This is a genomic window from Myxococcus stipitatus DSM 14675 (assembly GCF_000331735.1).
Lineage (GTDB): Bacteria > Myxococcota > Myxococcia > Myxococcales > Myxococcaceae > Myxococcus > Myxococcus stipitatus.
The window spans coordinates 6,031,991-6,049,223 of sequence record NC_020126.1; the positions used below are offsets into that span (position 1 = coordinate 6,031,991).

The 17,233-nt window shown below is 68.3% G+C and carries 13 protein-coding genes; 7 read left to right on the top strand and 6 right to left on the bottom strand.

Annotation, left to right across the window (positions count from 1 at the left end; all coding sequences use genetic code 11):
* Positions 1 to 590: 590 nt before the first annotated feature.
* A complete protein-coding gene (locus MYSTI_RS23295) occupies positions 591 to 1,661 on the top strand; it encodes a DUF4112 domain-containing protein (RefSeq protein WP_144370135.1) in 1,071 nt (356 codons plus the stop codon).
* A 53-nt stretch (positions 1,662 to 1,714) separates the two neighbouring features.
* On the opposite strand, the gene MYSTI_RS23300 is transcribed toward MYSTI_RS23295, so the two are convergent.
* Complete coding sequence (locus MYSTI_RS23300; RefSeq protein ID WP_015350247.1) at positions 1,715 to 3,184, bottom strand: serine hydrolase; 1,470 nt, start codon at positions 3,182 to 3,184, stop codon at positions 1,715 to 1,717.
* A 77-nt stretch (positions 3,185 to 3,261) separates the two neighbouring features.
* Complete coding sequence (locus MYSTI_RS23305; RefSeq protein ID WP_015350248.1) at positions 3,262 to 4,731, bottom strand: serine hydrolase domain-containing protein; 1,470 nt, start codon at positions 4,729 to 4,731, stop codon at positions 3,262 to 3,264.
* A 183-nt stretch (positions 4,732 to 4,914) separates the two neighbouring features.
* On the opposite strand from MYSTI_RS23305, the gene MYSTI_RS23310 reads away from it, so the two are divergent.
* The 6 genes from MYSTI_RS23310 (at position 4,915) to MYSTI_RS23335 (ending at position 12,868) form a co-directional block, all read left to right on the top strand.
* Entirely contained in the window at positions 4,915 to 5,418 is a 504-nt protein-coding gene (locus MYSTI_RS23310; protein ID WP_015350249.1) for a cytochrome c-type biogenesis protein, read from the top strand.
* Between the two features lie 3 nt (positions 5,419 to 5,421).
* Positions 5,422 to 6,387, top strand: coding sequence for a tetratricopeptide repeat protein (locus MYSTI_RS23315; RefSeq protein WP_015350250.1), 966 nt, complete (start codon positions 5,422 to 5,424; stop codon positions 6,385 to 6,387).
* 75 nt (positions 6,388 to 6,462) lie between these two features.
* A complete protein-coding gene (locus MYSTI_RS23320) occupies positions 6,463 to 6,744 on the top strand; it encodes a hypothetical protein (RefSeq protein WP_015350251.1) in 282 nt (93 codons plus the stop codon).
* 183 nt (positions 6,745 to 6,927) lie between these two features.
* The gene (locus tag MYSTI_RS23325; protein ID WP_015350252.1) at positions 6,928 to 8,607 is read left to right on the top strand and encodes a hypothetical protein; all 1,680 of its coding nucleotides are present in this window, start codon (positions 6,928 to 6,930) and stop codon (positions 8,605 to 8,607) included.
* A gap of 359 nt (positions 8,608 to 8,966) precedes the next feature.
* Entirely contained in the window at positions 8,967 to 10,643 is a 1,677-nt protein-coding gene (locus tag MYSTI_RS23330; RefSeq protein WP_044281274.1) for a hypothetical protein, read from the top strand.
* A 77-nt stretch (positions 10,644 to 10,720) separates the two neighbouring features.
* Complete coding sequence (locus MYSTI_RS23335; RefSeq protein WP_015350254.1) at positions 10,721 to 12,868, top strand: G8 domain-containing protein; 2,148 nt, start codon at positions 10,721 to 10,723, stop codon at positions 12,866 to 12,868.
* 87 nt (positions 12,869 to 12,955) lie between these two features.
* Here the strand turns inward: MYSTI_RS23335 and MYSTI_RS23340 are convergent, their stop codons facing one another.
* The 4 genes from MYSTI_RS23340 to MYSTI_RS23355 all read right to left on the bottom strand — a co-directional run bounded on the left by MYSTI_RS23340 (position 12,956) and on the right by MYSTI_RS23355 (position 17,209).
* Complete coding sequence (locus MYSTI_RS23340) at positions 12,956 to 13,534, bottom strand: hypothetical protein (RefSeq protein WP_015350255.1); 579 nt, start codon at positions 13,532 to 13,534, stop codon at positions 12,956 to 12,958.
* A 171-nt stretch (positions 13,535 to 13,705) separates the two neighbouring features.
* A complete protein-coding gene (locus tag MYSTI_RS23345; protein ID WP_015350256.1) occupies positions 13,706 to 14,908 on the bottom strand; it encodes a GNAT family N-acetyltransferase in 1,203 nt (400 codons plus the stop codon).
* Between the two features lie 16 nt (positions 14,909 to 14,924).
* Positions 14,925 to 16,103, bottom strand: coding sequence for a DegT/DnrJ/EryC1/StrS family aminotransferase (locus tag MYSTI_RS23350; protein ID WP_015350257.1), 1,179 nt, complete (start codon positions 16,101 to 16,103; stop codon positions 14,925 to 14,927).
* Complete coding sequence (locus MYSTI_RS23355) at positions 16,091 to 17,209, bottom strand: GNAT family N-acetyltransferase (protein ID WP_015350258.1); 1,119 nt, start codon at positions 17,207 to 17,209, stop codon at positions 16,091 to 16,093. Before MYSTI_RS23355 ends, MYSTI_RS23350 begins: the two co-directional genes overlap by 13 nt.
* Positions 17,210 to 17,233: the final 24 nt, after the last annotated feature.

A 17,233-nucleotide genomic window follows, 5' to 3' on the forward strand; every position in this document is an offset into this window, starting at 1 on the left:
AGATCTGCGGGCTGCAACGGTCTCCAATGGCAGCGTGGGCTGTCGGCGCCACGAACAGCATGCTTGCGGCAGATAGGACAAACACTCTTCCAATCAGAGTCATGTCTCCCCCTCTTTGAATCGTGTCTCACGACAATGCCGCATGCTCACGTGTTGTCGCGCGAACGCACCCACGCAGAAGGGGCCAGTATAGGAATCCGCAGTGTTTTCATGTCAAACCACCACCCCCTGCGTGCGCGTCGTCGCCCATGGGTAACGGCCACCCCTCGGGTGGCCGCACCTTCCAAGACGATTCGACACTCATCAGGCAAAGCGCTCGCGGGCCGTGCCCCACACACACCGTCCCAGAGCACACGACTCAAAAAAAGCCCGTGTAACCACTCCACTCACCCCTGCGTAGTGGCCACGACAGCACTCCCGCCATTCACTTGGCGACCCGTACGCCCAAGGATCTGAAGATGTCCGTCACGAAGACCCGCAATCAGAATCCCACCCCCTCGCCCAAGCCCAACCCTCCTCCCGTCAAGCCATCACCTCGGACGGAACAGAACACTCCTCCTCCACGAACTCCGCCTGGCGCCGGGCAGCCCGTGGACACATTCACGCCTTCGCCAACGCCACGCCCATCCCCCAAGCCCCCTCCTCCGGGCAGCGAGACAGTCACCGGGAGTGACATCCTGGACGGCATCCAGACAGGACTGGATGTCGTCGGGTTCATTCCTGTCGTTGGAGAGGTCGCGGACCTCGTGAATGCGGGAGTCTCGGCGGCACGTGGCAACCACTTGGAGGCTGGGCTCTCGCTGCTTTCACTGATCCCGGTTGTCGGAGACACCGTCGGCAAGGGTGCGAAGTACGCGCTCAAGGCCGCCGATGCCGGAGCCGCCAAGAAGGCCCTGGACGGACTCAAGGGCGCGGACGTCGAGGGCTTCTTCAAGAAGATCGCGCAGAATCCGACCGTCGCCAAGTACCTCGAGCCGCTCCGGAAGGCGCTGGACACCGTTGTCGACAAACTGAAGGATCTCGCCGAGAAAGTTGGTCCTCGTCTCGCCATGGCCGGTGGAGAGCCCCCACCTCGCACTCCGTCGAGAGAGACCGGCAAGCCGTGGACTGGCGGCAAGGGTGGCTACAAACAAGGAGACCACGTCTTCAACTCAGGGTTGAAGAAGCTCGGGCTCGAGGCCCCCAAGAATCATCCATTCCTCTCCAATGCCTTGGACACTTTCAACGCGGGCTTGAAGCGACTCGAGAGCACCGGCGCCTTCGACATCGTGGGAGACAAGAGCGCGTTGTTGAAGGGCACGAAGAAGAAGTTCGATCCAAACGACAGCGACGAGAACTCCAACCAGTTTGGCCAAGCTCTCAAGGGACTGCGTGACCAGTGGAGCCATCTCAGCAATGTGGTCGACAATCCCAAGAACAGTGCGACCCAGCGCGCCGCGGCTGTTCGCGACACCGTCGCCGCGCTGGAGTCTCTTCGCAAGTCATACTTCGACCCCGAGACAGTGGCCGCGATTGGAAAGGCCGGTGCGTTGGATCCCGCCCTCAAGCGGAAGATCGAATCGACCCATCAGCAGCTCAATACCCTCTTCGACGGGCTCATCGGGCAGGTGCAGCGCTTGACGCCCTCCCCCTACGAGCTGGGAAAAGACGCCGCCAGGTGAGCCTCTGTCTCCTGGCGCTCTTCCAACGTGCCCCCACAGGATAAGGAGGGTACTCAGGGTGCCTTCGTCGCGGGCTGCTCCAACTCCTGGAGGACCTTCGCGGCCCCGGTGTTCTTCGGGTCCAGTTCCAGGGCACGGCGATAGCTCTCGGCGGCGAGCACCTTGTCACCTCGGGTGAGGTACGCCTCACCGAGGCTGTCGTGCGCATTCCCATCCTGGGGATACATCTCCACGTTGAGCTTGAAGACCTCCACCGCATCCGCGGGTCGGCCCCCCTTCAACAACCCATAGCCCACGCGGTTCAGTTCCCCCGGGTTGAACCTGTACTCATCCGCCTTCGTCGCCTTGAGCGTGCGGTACGTGGCGATGGCCTCGGCGACGGTGCCCTTCGAGAGCACGGTCATCACGGCCTCGGCGATGGAGCGGCGCGGGGCCTGCGGCTTGACGCCGTGAAGGATGCTCAGGAGGCCGGACGCCAGCCCCTGCACGTTGGAGCCCCGGACGTTCGACAGGACGATGACGGCCAGCTTCTTGTCCGGCGAGCGGGAGATGAGGGTGGAGAAGCCCTCGACACCGCCGCGATGACTCTGGAGGACGACCTCCGTCTTCCCATCATCCAGCTTGACCGGCTGCACCTCCCAGCCGAACGCATAGCCCTGAAGGGCGGGCGTGAACATCCGCTGCTTGAGCTCGGGCGACAGCAGCTTGTCCGTGGCGAGCGCCCGGTCCCACCGGTACAGGTCCTCCACCGTCGAGTACAACCCACCCGCGGCGAACGGATGGCTCATCTCGATGTACGCCGCATTGCGGATGCCGTCGGGCTGGGCGGCGTAACCACTCGCGCGCTTCGGGAGCACCTCCGCGCTCACGTCGTAGCCCGAGTCCTTCATCCCCACCGGGTCGAAGATGCGCTCCTTGACGGCCTGCGCATACGTCTTCCCCGTCACCCGCTCGATGATGCTGCCCAGCAGGTAGTAACCCGAGTTGCTGTAGGCGTACTTCGTCCCCGGCTCGAACTCGAGGTCACCACTCGCGAACTGCTGGATGAACTCGGCGGCGGGGATGGGATTGCGCGCGGCCTTCGCCCCGAACTCCGGATGCGACGTGAAGTTGGGGATGCCCGAGGTGTGGTTCAAGAGGTGCGTCAGCGTGATGCGCGCCCCTGTGTCCTGGCGATAGTCCGGCAGGAGCTTGCCCAGCGAGTCCTCCAGCCCCAGCTTCCCCTCGGCCACCAGCTGCATGATGACCATGGCCGTGAACTGCTTGGACACGGAGGCGATGCGGAACTTCGTGTCCGGCGCGACAGGCACCTGCCACTCGAAGTTCGCCAGGCCATAGGCCTTCTTCAGGACGATGCCCTTCTCATCCCCGACGAGCACCGCCCCGTTGAACTGGCGGTACTCGTGATACCGGGCGGCGAGCTTCTCGATGGACTCCTTCTTGCCCGCCGCCAGGGCCGGGGAGACCCCGAGCACCAGCGCCAGTCCCACCACGACTCGAATGCACATCCACCTCTGCGTCATGCGGCCCCTCTCCCTCTCGGAGTCCTTGCGTCAGGCTTCCGACACGAACGGGGATGCACTCGATTTCGTGTGCGGGCTCAGGGCGTCTTCGGCGCGGGCTGCTCCAACTCCTTGAGGACTCGCACGGCGTTGGCGTTCTTCGGGTCGAACTCCAACGAGCGGCGATAGCTGTCGATGGCCAGCGCCTTGTCCCCTCGAGCCAGGTACGCCTCGCCCAGGCTGTCGTGGACATTCCCATCCTTGGGGAACATCTCCACGTTGAGCTTGAAGATCTCGATGGCCTCCGCGAGCTGCTTCTTCGCCATGAGCTGATAGCCGAAGCGGTTCAGCTCGCCCGGCGTGAGCTTGTACTCCTCCGGCTTCGTCGCCTTGAGCGTGCGGTACGTGGTGATGGCATCGCCGATGGTCCCCTTCGCGAGCGCCGCGACCATGGGCTCGGTGATGGACCTGCGCGCCGGAGTCGGCTTGACGCCCTGGAGGATGCTCCAGATGCCCGTCGCCAGCCCATCGATGTTGGACCGGGAGTTGTTCGACAGGAGGATGACGACCTCCTTCGTGTCCGGCGAACGCAGGAGGAGCGTGACGAAGCCCTCGATTCCGCCGCCATGTCCCACGAGCTTGATGCCCGTCTTGCCGTCGTCCAGCTTCAGGTCGTGGTGCTGCCACCCGAACGCATAGCCCTCCAGGCCCGGGGTGAACATCCGCTGCTTGTGCTCCGCCGGAAGGAGCGTGTCCGTGGCGAGCGCCCGGTCCCACAGGTAGAGGTCCTCCACCGTCGAGTACAGCGCCCCGGCCCCGGCCGGAATGCCCATGTCGATATACGGGGCATTGCGAATCCCGTCGGGCGTGGACTCGTAGCCGCTCGCGCGCTTCGCGATGACCTCCGCGCTCACGTCGTACCCCGTGCTCTTCATCCCCAGCGGGTCGAAGATGCGCTCCTGGAGCGCTTGCGCGTACGACTTGCCCGTCACCCGCTCGATGATGGCGCCCAGCAGGTAGTAACCCGAGTTGTTGTAGGCGTACTTCGTCCCCGGCTCGAACTCGAGGTCGCCGCTGGCGTACTGCTTGATGAGCTCCGCGGAGGGGATGGGATTGCGAGCAATCTTCGAGTCGAAGTCCGGGCGATTCGTGAAGCTCGGGATGCCGGAGGTGTGGTTCAAGAGGTGCGTCAGCGTGATGCGCGCGCCCGTGTCCTGGCGGTACTCAGGAAGCAGCTTGCTCAGCGGGTCGTCCAGCCGCAGCTTGCCCTCCGCCACCAACTGCATGATGGCCATGGACGTGAACTGCTTGGTGATGGAGCCCAGGCGGAACTTCGTGTCCGGGGCGGCGGGAATCCGCCACTCGAAGTTCGCCATCCCGTAGGCCTTCTTCAGGATGACGCCCCGGTCGTCCGCGACGAGCACCGTGCCGTTGAACTGGCGGTACTCGAGGTACTTGGACGCGAGCTTGTCAATCGACTCCTTCTTGCCCGCCGCCAGGGCCGGGGAGACCCCGAGCACCAGCGCCATCGCCAACACGACCCGAACGTACATCCACCTCTGGCCCATGGAGTTCCTCGCCATCGCGGAGTGATGCCTCCGGACTCTCGACACGAACGAGCAAGCAGCCGATTTCGCGGTGAATGGTTGAACACCTACAGCCCAGGCGGCAAGGCGGGCGCCCGGCGCTCAGGTTTCGCTGTCCAACACCGGCCCTGTAGCGCTAGGTAGGGACGGCTCCCGGGAGTTTCGATGACCGCTGCCCTGCTGTCCCTGACCCTCGCCTTCGGCCTCGTCACCGGCCAGTTCGCGCCCCAGCAGGCCGCGAGCGATCCGCTCGCCCCGGAGCTGGAGGCGCGCGTGCAGAAGCTCGGCAAGACGCTGCGCTGCGCCGTCTGCCAGGGCCTCTCCATCACCGACAGCCCCTCCTCCATGGCCCGAGCCCAGCTCGACATGGTCCGGGAGCTCGTCTCCGAGGGGAAGAGCGACCCCGAGGTCGTCGAGTTCTTCGTCGCCCGCTACGGCGAGTGGGTCCTCCTGGAGCCCAAGGCGGAGGGCTTCAACTGGTTCGTCTGGCTGGGCCCCGTCGCCCTCCTCGTCGTCGGCGGCTTCGTCATCTGGCGACAGCTCCAGCACGCCCCTCCCACCGAGCCCACCGCCGCCCAGGCCCCCCCTTCCGCCCCTCCCACGGGCCCCTCCGCGGCGGATGACGCCGACCCCTACCTCCAGGCCGTGCGCCGGGAGCTGGAGCGCTAAGCCATGCAGCCACAGCCCACCAACTGGCTCCCCGGAATCATCGTCCTCGCCGTCGCCTTCGTCGCCGCGGCGGCCTGGCTCCTCTTCATGCGCCGTCGGGGCGCGCTCGCCACCCCCGAGCCCAAGGACGGCGTGCTCGACGACCTCACCCAGCGCGCCCAGTCGCTCATCGACCAGCTCCGCACGCTCGAGGCCGACAAGCACAACCTCGCCCCCGAGCAGTACGCCGCCGAGAAGTCCCGCCTGGAGCGCGAGGCCGCCGGCGCCCTTCGCGCCAAGGACGAGCACCTGAAGCGCAAGGCCGCCAGCGCCGACGCCCCCGCCCGCCCGGTCCAGGCCCCCGCCCCCACCGGCTGGTCCGCTCGCAATCCCCAGCTCTCGGGCGCGCTCTGGGGAGCGGGCATCGTCCTGTTCTTCGGCGGCCTGGGCTACCTGCTCGTCTCCGAGCAGCAGACGCGCGCCGATGGCCAGGAGGCCACCGGCCGCATGCCCCCCGGCGCCGCCGCGCAGCAGCAGCAGCAACAGGGCGCCATGCAGATGCAGGAGGAGGCGGAGCTCACCGAGGCCCGCGCGCGCCTGGAGGCCAACCCCTCCGACCTGGAGTCGGCGTCCCTGCTCAGCCACGAGCTCATCCGCCGCCAGCAGTTCGAGGAGGCCGCGCTCGTCACGGCCAAGGCCCTGGCCGTGGACCCGTTCCACGTCGAGCTGCGCGTCCACCGCGGCGTCCTGCGCGCCACGCGCGGAGACCTGGAGGGCGCCGAGGCCGAGCTGACCGAGCTGGTCAACACCTGGCCCGATGCCCAGGAGGCCCTCATCTTCCTCGGCAGCCTCGCGCTGCGTCGCGAGGACAAGGTCAAGGCGCTGGAGCACTTCGAGCGCTTCTCCGTCGAGGTGCCTCGCACCATGCAGCCCCCCCAGCTCGGACCGGCCATCGCCCAGCTCCGCGCTGAAATCGCCAACGTCCCCTGAGGCAAACCGGGACAGCTTCGCTTTCGTGATAAACGTGTTTTGCCGTCCCCCCTCTCCAGAGAACGGGAGCAACCCATGTTCAAGCGGTCCGCGAAGCTGTCCTGTGTCGTCGCGCTGGTCCTGAGTGGTTGTGGTGGTGCGCCGCAGGAGCCGTCCCCCACCGAGGCGTCCGAGGTCATCGAGTCGAGCGAGCAATCCCTGCTCTGGGCCTGTGGCTCGACGCGCTCCTTCAACCGCTACTGGTACGTGAACAACATCGAGGTGGGTCGCGAGTACTGTGATTGCGACGGCACCCTCAACGAGTTCGGGACGCTCTCCGGTCGCTACACGCAGGTCCTCATCTCCTACTGCCGCTAGGACTGGGCGAAGCACGCGCCACGTCCCACGGCGTGGCGCCCTTCCCCAACCCGGGCACCGCCATCCGCCATCTGGCCGTGTCCGGTGAATCCCTCGAGACACGCCCGCCGTTGATTTCACGGTGAGCGGCGGTGTTTCATGTCGGTCCGCGGTGTCTCGCACCGCGACCGAAGAGGGGGAGACATGTCGACACGTATCGCGAAGGACGCTTCGCCCGTGGCATCCGCCGCGGCCGAGCAAGCCCGCCGTGCCGCGGAGGAAGCCGCCAGACGCGCCGCCGAGGAAGCCCTGCGGCGCATGCAGGAGGAGCTCACCCGGCTGGGCGCCCAGGCCGCGAGCCTGATGGCCCGAAAGCCCGATGCCTTCAAGTCGCTCCAGCCCGCGACGAAGAAGCCAGACCTCGCGACGGATGGCACCACGTCCGCGCCCGGGAGCACGCTGCTCACCGAGAACGCCCGCGACGGCAAGGTGAACTGTCTGGACGCGGTGGCGGACTTCCTGCGTCTGGCGCCGCCGAACATCCGCGCGCGCTCGGAGGTCCTGTTCCTCAAGGACAGCCGCCCCGGTGCCGAGGGCGCCACGGGACACGTCGTCATCCGGCAGGGCAACAACATCTACGACCCGACGACGCGCCAGTGGACGGAGTCCCAGGCCTACCTGAAACAACATCCCGAGTACTCGGTGGCGGGCAGCGTGTCGGGGTCCTCCGTGCACTCGATTCTCTCCGCGCCTCCCGGCCCGGAGCGACAGGCCGCGTTGCAGAAGGCGAACCTGCCGCCGGGCCTCGCGAACATGGTGGTGGCCGACTCCGGCGCCAACCTCCCTGTCCCGAACTGGCTGGCCGAAGGGGGCACGCCGCCGTGGATGCAGGGCGCCTGGCACCACCTGGACGCCACGGCGCGGACCAGCGTCCTGAACGGCATCCAGAAGGGCTGGGCCCGGCACGTCGAGGAGATGGCGCCCGCGTGGATCAAGGACCCTTCCATCGCGCCCCCGCCCCTCACGGAGGACTGGGCCCAGCTCACACCCGAGCAGCAGCGCGCCACGGCCGAGCAGAACTGGAACGCCATCGTCGCGGAGGAGATGCCCCTCTACTTCGGCGCGCTGCCCGAGGGCGGCATCGAGGTGAAGTCCCCCCTCATCGCCACCACGCGCGGCTTCCCCTGGGGCGGCGGGGGTGACGTCGGCGAGTGGAAGGCGAACCACGACGCGGGCCAGGACCCCATCGCGCAGTACCTGGACGTCGGCAGCATCATCAAGGGCGAGGGGCACGACTACACCCACGGCAACCTCTGCGGAGAGCTGTCCGCCATGTCCGTGATGGGATTGGGAATCGCGGATGGACTGACGCGCTTCGCGGGGCTGGGAACCGAGTATCAGGCCATCCTCGCCAACGGTGAGCGGCTGACGAACGCCACCCATCTGGAGACCTTCCTGGTCAGCCAGGGGTGGAACATCGTCGGGCAGCAGCCAGGCTTCGAGAACACCGCGACGATGAAGGACCTCGACGGCAGGTTCAGCGCCACCAACACCTACAATAACAACCACGCCAAGGACCCCACGCCCCAGGCCGTCCAAGGCATCCTCGACAACGGCGGCTCGCTGCTGGTCCTCGTCAACATCGACGGCGCGGATGACGGGCTGCTCGAACCCGTGGGGACCTCGGACAAGGACATCACCCACTGGGCCAGCGTCGTGGACATCACCGAGAACGCCCAGGGACAGACCTATGTGAGGGTCTACAATCCCTATCAGAATCGCGAGGAGGTCTACTCCTGGGCGGACTTCAAGGCGGCCTGGAACAGCCCCGCGGAGTCTGGCTTCACCTACGTCGCCGCGATGCCGCCCGGCACCGCGCCCTGAACAACTGATCGCCGAGAACCGGGGGCACGTCCCAAGGACGTGCTCACCGCCGCGCAGGCCACTCAGTGCATCCCAATCCTGGGACAACTGAACCCATCCGTGTCGCAACTCAGGTTTTTCACACTTTTCTGTGTGCGCGAGACTGTGAGCGGCGTTAATCAGCGCGAACCATGACGCGCCCCCGTGAAGCGAGCAGCACGGGCTCTTCCCCCCAGAGCCCGTGGAAGGTGCTCGCGCTCCTCCTCCCCGCCGTCCTCAGCGGGAGCTGTTCCTCCGACTCCACTGGGAATGGCCCTCAGCCCGAGACTCCACCTGGGAGGTCGTGCGAGTCCGCCGCCGCCCTACCCGTTGCACTGGATTTGAAGGCCACCACGCTGCCGCTGGAGGTCATCGGCCCGCCCGGCACGCGCGTCGAGGCCCACATCATGTTGGAGGCCACGGACGTCCAGGCCGCGAAGAGCGCCGGCACCGCGGGCCTCTGGCTCCGGGTCCACAACATCCTGGCGCCAGGGAGCGCGGAGGTGTCGCTGAATGACGCGCCCTTCGTCGACCTGGCGGAGGCAGCGTACGGACTGGTGCGCCCCCACGACGGCGACGTCGCGGCGGGAGTCCTCCCCGTGGACCCTCGGGCGCTGCGCGCGGGCGACAACCGGCTGGTGTTCCGCTACACGCGGCAGGTCGAGGACATCGCGGGCATCTCCGGGTTCCGCGTGCTCGGCGCGGCCCTCGTTGCCGGTACGGCGCGCGACGGCAAGCGCATCACGCTCGCGCTTCCCGAGGAAGACCCGCCGGGTTGGCGTCCCACGGACTCCTCCGCCGAGGCCATCGAGCGCGGACGCCGAGCGTTCCAGGAGCTCAGCCGTGACGGCGGCCCCGCGTGCGCGCGATGTCACGCGGACTCGGGCGCGGACCTCCAGTACTACGCCTTCTCCACCCACAGCCTCGTGCAGCGCGCGCGCTTCCACCAGTTCAGCCAGTGCGAGGCGGAGGACCTGGCCAGCTACATCCGGTCCCTCCCCCTGTTGCCAAAGGGACGCGCCGTCGCGCCGCCCTTCCAGCCCGGCCCTGGCAACCATGGCGCCGCAGGGGCGGGCGTGGACGCCGTGCTCGCACAAGACAGCGACTTCGCCCGCGCGGCCTGGGGCGGCGACGCGCTCCCGGAATCCCTCTCATGGGATTGGGCGGCGGGTGTGAACACCTACCAACTCCCCACCAGCGTCGCGCTCCCCACCTGGCACCGGTGGCTGCCGCGCGAGCTGAAGGATGATTGGTTCACCCGCCTGGATGGAATCCTGGCGCGCACCGAGGCGGAGCTGGCGCGCAACCCCACGCTGGAGTCCGCGCAAGCTTTCATGTCCGCGGCGCTCCTGGTGGGCAAGGATGTGCTGCTGCGCGAGGGGGACTACCAGGGCAAGGTGGAGGTCCTGCGCTTCGCCGCGGTGAAGCTCTGGGACTGGTCGCGCCGCACGGGGTTTGATCGCGCGGACCACGGCATGCCGGACCTGAGCCCCGCTTATCCCTACGAGGTGGGCTTCGCGTTCTTCGAGGCCGCCCAGGCCCAGGCGCTCCCTGGCGCCGAGCGACAGACGCTGGCGTGGTGGTGGGCCCAGCTGGCGACCTACCCTGGCCGAGGCTTCTCCACGGGCCGACGCCCGCTCAACTCCAAGGACGTCCTCGCCGCGGCCGAGGCCGCTGGACTGGAGCCGTCCCAGCTCGCGTTCCTGCACCTGTTCGGAAGCTGGGAGGAGTCGCGCGGCGAGCTGATGCAGCGCTGGGGCACCTCGGATGGGCCCGTGCGGCTGCTGCTCGTCCCCATGCGCGGGATTCCCGCCTCCGCGCGCGTCACCCTCATGCAGCGCTTCCTGAAGCAGGAGACGGAGTTCCTCGCCGCCGGAGGCACGCTGGACAGCAGTCACCACGCCCGCCTCGCGGAAGCGTGGGGCTTTGGATGTGAGGCCTTGTCCGTGGCTCAGCGCGCCGCCGTGCGCGCGCTCGCTCCTCCCGAAGTCCACGGAGATCTCCTCGGGTGTCCCTGAGACCCGAGTGCAGCACGCAGCACCGCCGTAGAGCGTTGTTCCCTGCCCTTCTCCCCCTCGGCCGTCAGGAGTACGTCGTGCATCGACAGAGGCTTCTCTTCCCAGCACTCGCCGCGACCCTCGCCGTCTGCCTGATGACAGGCGTGGGTTGTGGCGATGACAACAAACCTTCCTCGCCCGCTACGGAGACCGACGCGGGTGGCGGTACGCCCGACGCGGGCGGCGGCACGCCCGATTCGGGCAGCGGCATCCCGGATGCCGGTGGTGGCGTCCCTGACGGCGGGCATCCTCCCATGGGGGACCGGTGCGGCCAGGAGCCCTCGCAGGCCACGCGCTCCTTCTGCGATCCGGCGACCTGGGGTGGACAGGCGCCCACGGCGAGCTCGGCCCTCAAGGTCAGCGGCGAAGTGGTGATGGATTGTGACGCCGAGGTCCGCACCCTGGAGATTCCCGCAAGCGCCACGCTCCGTGCCTCGCGCGAGAGGAGCTCCAAGCTGACGTTGCACGGCAACCTGGTGGTCCGCGGTACGCTGGACTACGGCTCGCCCGGCAGCCGCGTCTGCGGTCCCACCGCGGAGATTGTCTTCAAGGGCATGGATGACACGAAGTTCGTGGGCACGCCCGACCAGGGCCCGGAGGGCAACGTCCAGGGCAAGCCGAAGATGCTGCCGCTCACCATGGTGGACTCGGACTACGGCGTCTGGGTGATGGGCTCGGGCAGGGTGACGGCGGCCGGACGCCTCAAGCACGCCTGGTCCAAGCTCACCGACGGCACGGGCCCCGCTGACGCCACCTTCACCGTGATGGAGGCCACGGGCTGGGAGGCGAACGACAAGATCGTCCTCACCCCCACGGCCAGGTCCAGCGTGCCCAACCACTTCCTCCAGTTCGACGAGGGCACCATCTCCTCCGTGGACGAGGCCACGGGCCGCGTGACGCTCAAGGCCGCGCCCAAGTTCGACCACGAGGGCTGCCCCAGCTGCGTGCGTCGCGGCGAGGCCATCAACCTGTCTCGCAACGTCGTCATCCGCTCGTTCGACACCAGCGCCCACGCGCACATGATTGTCGGCGAGAAGGGCCGCCTCGAACTCGACAGCGTCGAGCTGCGGGCCCTGGGGCCCTACAAGGCCTGCACCGGTGGCGAACCCCAGCGCCGCGCGCCCATCTACTTCCACCAGCAGCTCGACGACTCGCGCGGCTCGTACGTGCGCCACACCTCCATCTGGGGTGGCAAGAACCAGTTCCTCGCCATCGAGGCGAGCCATGGCGTGCACGTCTTCGACATCGCGGGCTACGACACCACGGGCGACGGCTTCACCATGAAGTTCGACTCGCATGCCTGCGGCACGCGGTGCGAGCGCGACTACGCTCCGGCGGACACCGTCTTCCGCCATGTGCTGGCCGCCAAGGTCGCCATTCCGCAGCGCGTCGCGGGCTGCGCGACGATCGGCAGCGTCTCCGCCATCCTCCCCGGCGGCGGCGAGAACACGGGCTGCGATGACTGCTCCGTCTCGGGCAATGCCTACAACGGCGGCACGTTCGGCAACGAGGCCGCGCTCTTCTTCGGAGAGATGGGCACCGGCCGCCCGTCCTCGGTCGTCTTCAAGAACAGCGTGGCGCACAACAACGCGGGCCACGGCGTCAGCAACTGGCAGAACTCCGAGAAGACGCAGCCGCCTTACGACAACATCCAGGCGTGGTCCAACACCGGCAATGGCATCCACCACGGCGCGTACACCAACGGGTACGAGTACATCAACCTCACCGCCCAGGACAACGGCGAGGCGGACTTCGCCGTCATCGCCATCCAGAGCGACGCGACCCGCGCCCGGCTGGAGAACGCCCTGTTGGATGGCTTCCGCACGCTGCCCTACTTCCTGGTGCCCACGCTGCCGGTGGTCATCAAGAACGCGAAGTTCACGGGCGTGCGCAACCCGGCCATCACCCAGGTCCAGGACGCGTGCTCCGGCGGCAACGAGAACGACCCGAACGACGGCACGTGCATCCGCAACTGGCTGCACTTCGACAACCCGCAGGTGCCCAAGGGCGTGAAGCCCTTCTTGTTCGCGAACCACCAGAACAAGTTCTCCAGCTGGGAGGTCCGCGACTTCCAGCACGCGGACTACCCGACGCTGCCGAAGAACTTCGACCTCTACCGCAAGGACAACCAGGTCGCGGGCGGCGCGTACAACGCCGACTTCGACGCCTGGCTCGTCCCCAGGTAGCCGAAGGCTGTCCAGCATCCGGACGGACCGCAGGCGCTCGGTGAGCGCTTGCGGTGTCGTCCGCGGGGGCACGTCACGAGGACGTGCTCACCGCGGCGCGCGCGCCACGTAGAGGTCGACCTGCTCCTTCACGCGCCCGGCGAAGGTGGGATTGACGTGCTCGAGGATGGCCCACTCCAGCTCCAGCTCCCTGCGGACAGCGGCGCGGGCGGAGCGAGCCTGCAACTCGGGCTCGGACAGCAAGACGGTGGGCGAGCCATTGGGCACGTCGTCAATGAAGCCATGCGACGTATGAACCAGGGCGCTGGGCAGGGCCTGGGTTCGGGCGAAGGTGGTGGCGGCCATCTCATAGGCGCGCACCGAGAAGCGGCCATCGGCGCGGATGCGCCCCTCGACGAACAGGCGGGACCAACGGGTCCCCATGTCGAAGTTGCCCGTCGCCACCCAGGTCGTCTGCAGGAAGTACGGGTCCGTGCTGGGCAGGAGCGCGTAGCCGCGCTCACCGAGCACGACCTCGGCGGCCTTCATGACCTCCATCGCGGGCAGGTCATAGACGACGAGGCTGCTGGTCCGCTCCATCAGCACCTTCTGGGGGGTGGCGCACCCCGCGAGGCACAGCGCGGCCACGACCTTCGCTGCCACAGCGAGCCACTGCTTCCGCATCATCGTCGCCTCATCCGCTGGAGTGGGACCGCGCGACGCAGGTGGCCCCGGGGCACGCGGTTCAGCACGGAGAACGAGCGACGCGCGCGCGGCATATCGCCCGGCGTGGGCGTCCAGGTCCCCCAGGAGTCCGTGAGCGACGGGTCGAGAAGCGGCTGACGCCCCGCGTCTGGCTCAGTGAACCGCCGCCCGGCGCCGTCGCAGGCGTCGGACCTTCTCCACCCAGGTCCCCGGCAACACCTGCTTCGCCGCGTTGCGTCCCTTGCGCGCCAGCTCCTCCGCGCGCGTGTACCAGCGCCCCGCCTTCGAGCCCCCGTGCACTCGCACGGAGACCGTGCGCCGCTGCTTCGTCACCCAGTCGGACTTGTACGACTCCGTGCCTCGGAGGAAGTCGTACTCGGTGAGCCCCGACTCCAGCGCGTCCTTGAAGGTCTCCCCCACCAACACCAGGCCCACGCTGCGGTGGCTCCACTCCGGGTCGTAACCGGACTGGAAATAGATGAACGCGTCCCCATGGACAATGCCATACACGGAGGCCACGGCGCGCCCGCCCACCTTCATCGTGTACAGCCGCAGCCGCTCCCGCTCGGCGAGCAACTGCGTCGCATCCCGGTGGAAGGACTCCACGCCCGTGCCCTTGATGCCCTGCGAGCCTCCATCCACCGCCCACCGTGCCGAGTGCAGCCGGAAGAAGTCCGTCATCGGCCCCGCCAGCGCATCCGGGGACTCGGTGCGCTCGATGCGGTAGCCCTCCTGCCGCTCCAGCCACTTGCGCCGCCGCAGGTAGTTGTCCCGCCGCCCCGTGCGCTTGAGGAACGCGTCGAACGACCCGCGCGACTCCAGCACGTCATAGGGACACACGTACCGCTCCGACAGCCGGACGTCGTGCTCCGAGAAGACCGAGCGCAGCACATCCACCGTCGTGGAGTCCTCGCGCAGGTCCGTCAGGTCCAGCACGTCCCAGGACTCCCGGAGCGACGCGAGGATGCGAGCGAACGACGCCGCCACGGCCCGCTCCGCGCCCCGCCGCGCGACGACGTCCAGGTAGTCGCTGCCCACGTGGGACTCGCCCAGGAAGCCCAGGCGCCGCACCGGGACCCCCATCACCAGCCGCGTCTCCAGCCCCAGCGGCAGGAGCCCCATCAGCGTCCCCGCGGCGTCGCGCGCCGTCAGGACCAGCGGCCTGCGCTCCGGCGCGATGCGACGGCACCACGGGTACAGCCACTCCCACGCATTGAAGGGCCCCGCGTTGCTCGCGTCGAGCAGCGCGTCCCACTCCTCGCGCATCCCGGCCATCGCGGACAGCGTGCCCACGGCGCCCACGTCCAGCCTCGGCCCGATTCGCGGCCCCTGCTTCAGCTCATCCTCGTGAATCACAGGCCCGTCTCCTCGCTCAACCCGCGCGCTTCTTCGTCCGCCGCTCCGCTCGCACCGCGTCGCGCACCACCAGCGCCACGTCCGCCATCACCTCGGGCGACAGGTCCTGGTGACACGGAATCTCGACGATGCTGCGCCGCAGCTGCGCCACCTCTGGGAACGCCGCCGCGTCACACGCGGGATGGAACCGCTTCCAGAAGTCGATGGCGTCGATGCCCTTCGCCCGCAGCCTCGCCAGCACCTCCGCCTTCTCCTGCACCACCATCGGGTAGAAGAGCGGACAGGCCCCCGGCGGGAGCTGGTTGAACAGCGGCGGCACCACGTCCCTGAGGCGCCCCAGCAGGTAGAAGTAGTTGCGCCGGCGCTTCTCGACGATGGACTCCAGGTCCTGCGCCAGCGCGATGCGCCGGGTCAGCGGGCTCATCCCCAGGTCCACGTGCTTGCGGTCGAAGTGCTGCGTGCCCGTGGCCACCCGCTCGATGCTCGCCGCCTTCACCGTGCCATGCCCCACCGTGCGCACCAGGCCGCGCAGCGTCCGGCCCACCAGCCCGCCTCGCAGCTCCAGGTTCTGCAACAGCGCGGACACGGTATGGCTGAAGGTCGACGCGGACGGCGGCGACGGCGGCTCCGGCAGGCTGTACGAGCGCGCCCCGTTCACCACCAGCGCGCCGCCATTGGGCACCGGCAGCGTCTTGTAGAGACAGAAGATGCCCACGTCCCCCGTCGTGCCCAGCGGCACCGCCCCGTCCGACGACAGGAGCGACAGCGCGCAGTCCTCGATGAGCACCAGGCCGTGCTGGTCCGCCAGCTTGCGCATCGCCTCCGCCGGGCCCGGGAAGCCCGCGTAGTGCGTCAGGTACAGCGCCTTCGTCTTCGGACCGATGCGCCGGGCCACGTCCTCCAGGTCCACGTCCCACCGGCTGCCCACCCGGTAGAAGCGCGGCGTGGCGCCCGCGTCCACCAGCGCCTCCACCTCCACGCCGTGGTGGTAGGCGGGCATCAGCACCTCGCCCTTGTCCAACCCCAGCATCTTCACCGTGAGCCAGACGGCGTTCCGGGCGAAGTAGAAGTACCGGACGTTGGGCGACGAGAACGGAGGCAGCGCCCCCGGCTTCGGCTTGGACACCAGCATGCCCGGCCACAGCGTCGGCAAGGACGGCACGTACAGCCGGCCCGAAGGAGTCACCGCTTCCATCTCGCCACCGCCTCTTTCACCACCGGACTCCACCGGAACTTGGCCGCGCACAGGGCCCGGCCGAACGCGGAGTCGTTGAAGACATACAACCAGGTGTGGCGCCGGGCCTGGTCCGTCCAGTCCCGCTTCCACACCATGTCCGGCCCCAGGAAGTCGAACTCGCGAAGCCCGCGGTCGATGCAGCTCCCCACCACCTCCTCCATGAGGAGCTGGCCCGGGCTGCACTCGCGCAGCACCTCGTCGTAGCCCGGCTTCAGCAGGAAGTAGCGCCCCCCGTGCTCCAGGCCGTAGTGGAAGGCCACCGGCTTGCCCCCCAGCCGCAGGAAGTACAGCGCCAGCTTCCCCCGGTAGGCCGAGTCCCGCGCCAGCTCCGTGTAGAAGCCTCGCGTCGCGGAGTCCTGCGCCATCGCCGTGCCACGCTCGCCCTTCCAGCCGCTCTGCTCCAGCAGGAAGCCTTCCTCCAGCGTGCCTTCCAGCCCCAGGCCGCCGTCCACCCGCTCGAAGGTGACAGCGCCCTTCTCCTCGAGCTTGCGACGCCGCCGGCGGCAGTTCGCCTTGAACTTCGCCTGCAGCGCCCCCTGGAACTGCTCCCGGGTCGACGGCAGCCGGATGTATGGCGATTGCAGTGACTCCCACGCGCCCACGGGCATCCGCGCGGCCACCGCCGCAGCGTGCAGGCGCCACGCCGCGCCCCCCTCCGGCACGTCCGTCAACCGCAGCACGTCCCAGCCGCCCTGCTGGCGCAAATGAGACAGGAACATGGCGCCCGCCGCGTCCGGCTCCCGCGCCAGCGCATCGAAGCGACAGGAGTGGGCATTGGCCGCGCCCGAGAGCTGCCGCACCGGAACGCCATACATCGACGTCCGCTCCTCCCACAGCGGCAGCGCCGCGCTCAGCCGCCCGGAGCCATCCCTCAGCGTCAGCACCCGCAGCCGCGCCCCCGGCGCGAAGTTGTCCAGCCAGATGCGGATGAACTCATGCCGGTAGAAGACCTCGTTGGAGGTTGCTTCCACCAACGCGTTCCATTCCGGCTCCAGGGCCATGAAGTCCGCCCGGTCGCCTGCTTCGATGACGCGAGGCCCCGTGTTGCTTTGTCTTGCTTCCATGTTGGGCAACCAAGGTGGTGATGA

Excerpts from the sequence above, each read along its gene's own strand:
- MYSTI_RS23310 (WP_015350249.1), top strand. The coding sequence starts at position 4,915 with ATGACCGCTGCCCTGCTGTCCCTGACCCTCGCCTTCGGCCTCGTCACC.
- MYSTI_RS23355 (WP_015350258.1), bottom strand. The coding sequence starts at position 17,209 with ATGGAAGCAAGACAAAGCAACACGGGGCCTCGCGTCATCGAAGCAGGC.
- MYSTI_RS23315 (WP_015350250.1), top strand. The coding sequence starts at position 5,422 with ATGCAGCCACAGCCCACCAACTGGCTCCCCGGAATCATCGTCCTCGCC.
- MYSTI_RS23320 (WP_015350251.1), top strand. The coding sequence starts at position 6,463 with ATGTTCAAGCGGTCCGCGAAGCTGTCCTGTGTCGTCGCGCTGGTCCTG.
- MYSTI_RS23325 (WP_015350252.1), top strand. The coding sequence starts at position 6,928 with ATGTCGACACGTATCGCGAAGGACGCTTCGCCCGTGGCATCCGCCGCG.
- MYSTI_RS23350 (WP_015350257.1), bottom strand. The coding sequence starts at position 16,103 with ATGGAAGCGGTGACTCCTTCGGGCCGGCTGTACGTGCCGTCCTTGCCG.
- MYSTI_RS23340 (WP_015350255.1), bottom strand. The coding sequence starts at position 13,534 with ATGATGCGGAAGCAGTGGCTCGCTGTGGCAGCGAAGGTCGTGGCCGCG.
- MYSTI_RS23305 (WP_015350248.1), bottom strand. The coding sequence starts at position 4,731 with ATGGGCCAGAGGTGGATGTACGTTCGGGTCGTGTTGGCGATGGCGCTG.
- MYSTI_RS23300 (WP_015350247.1), bottom strand. The coding sequence starts at position 3,184 with ATGACGCAGAGGTGGATGTGCATTCGAGTCGTGGTGGGACTGGCGCTG.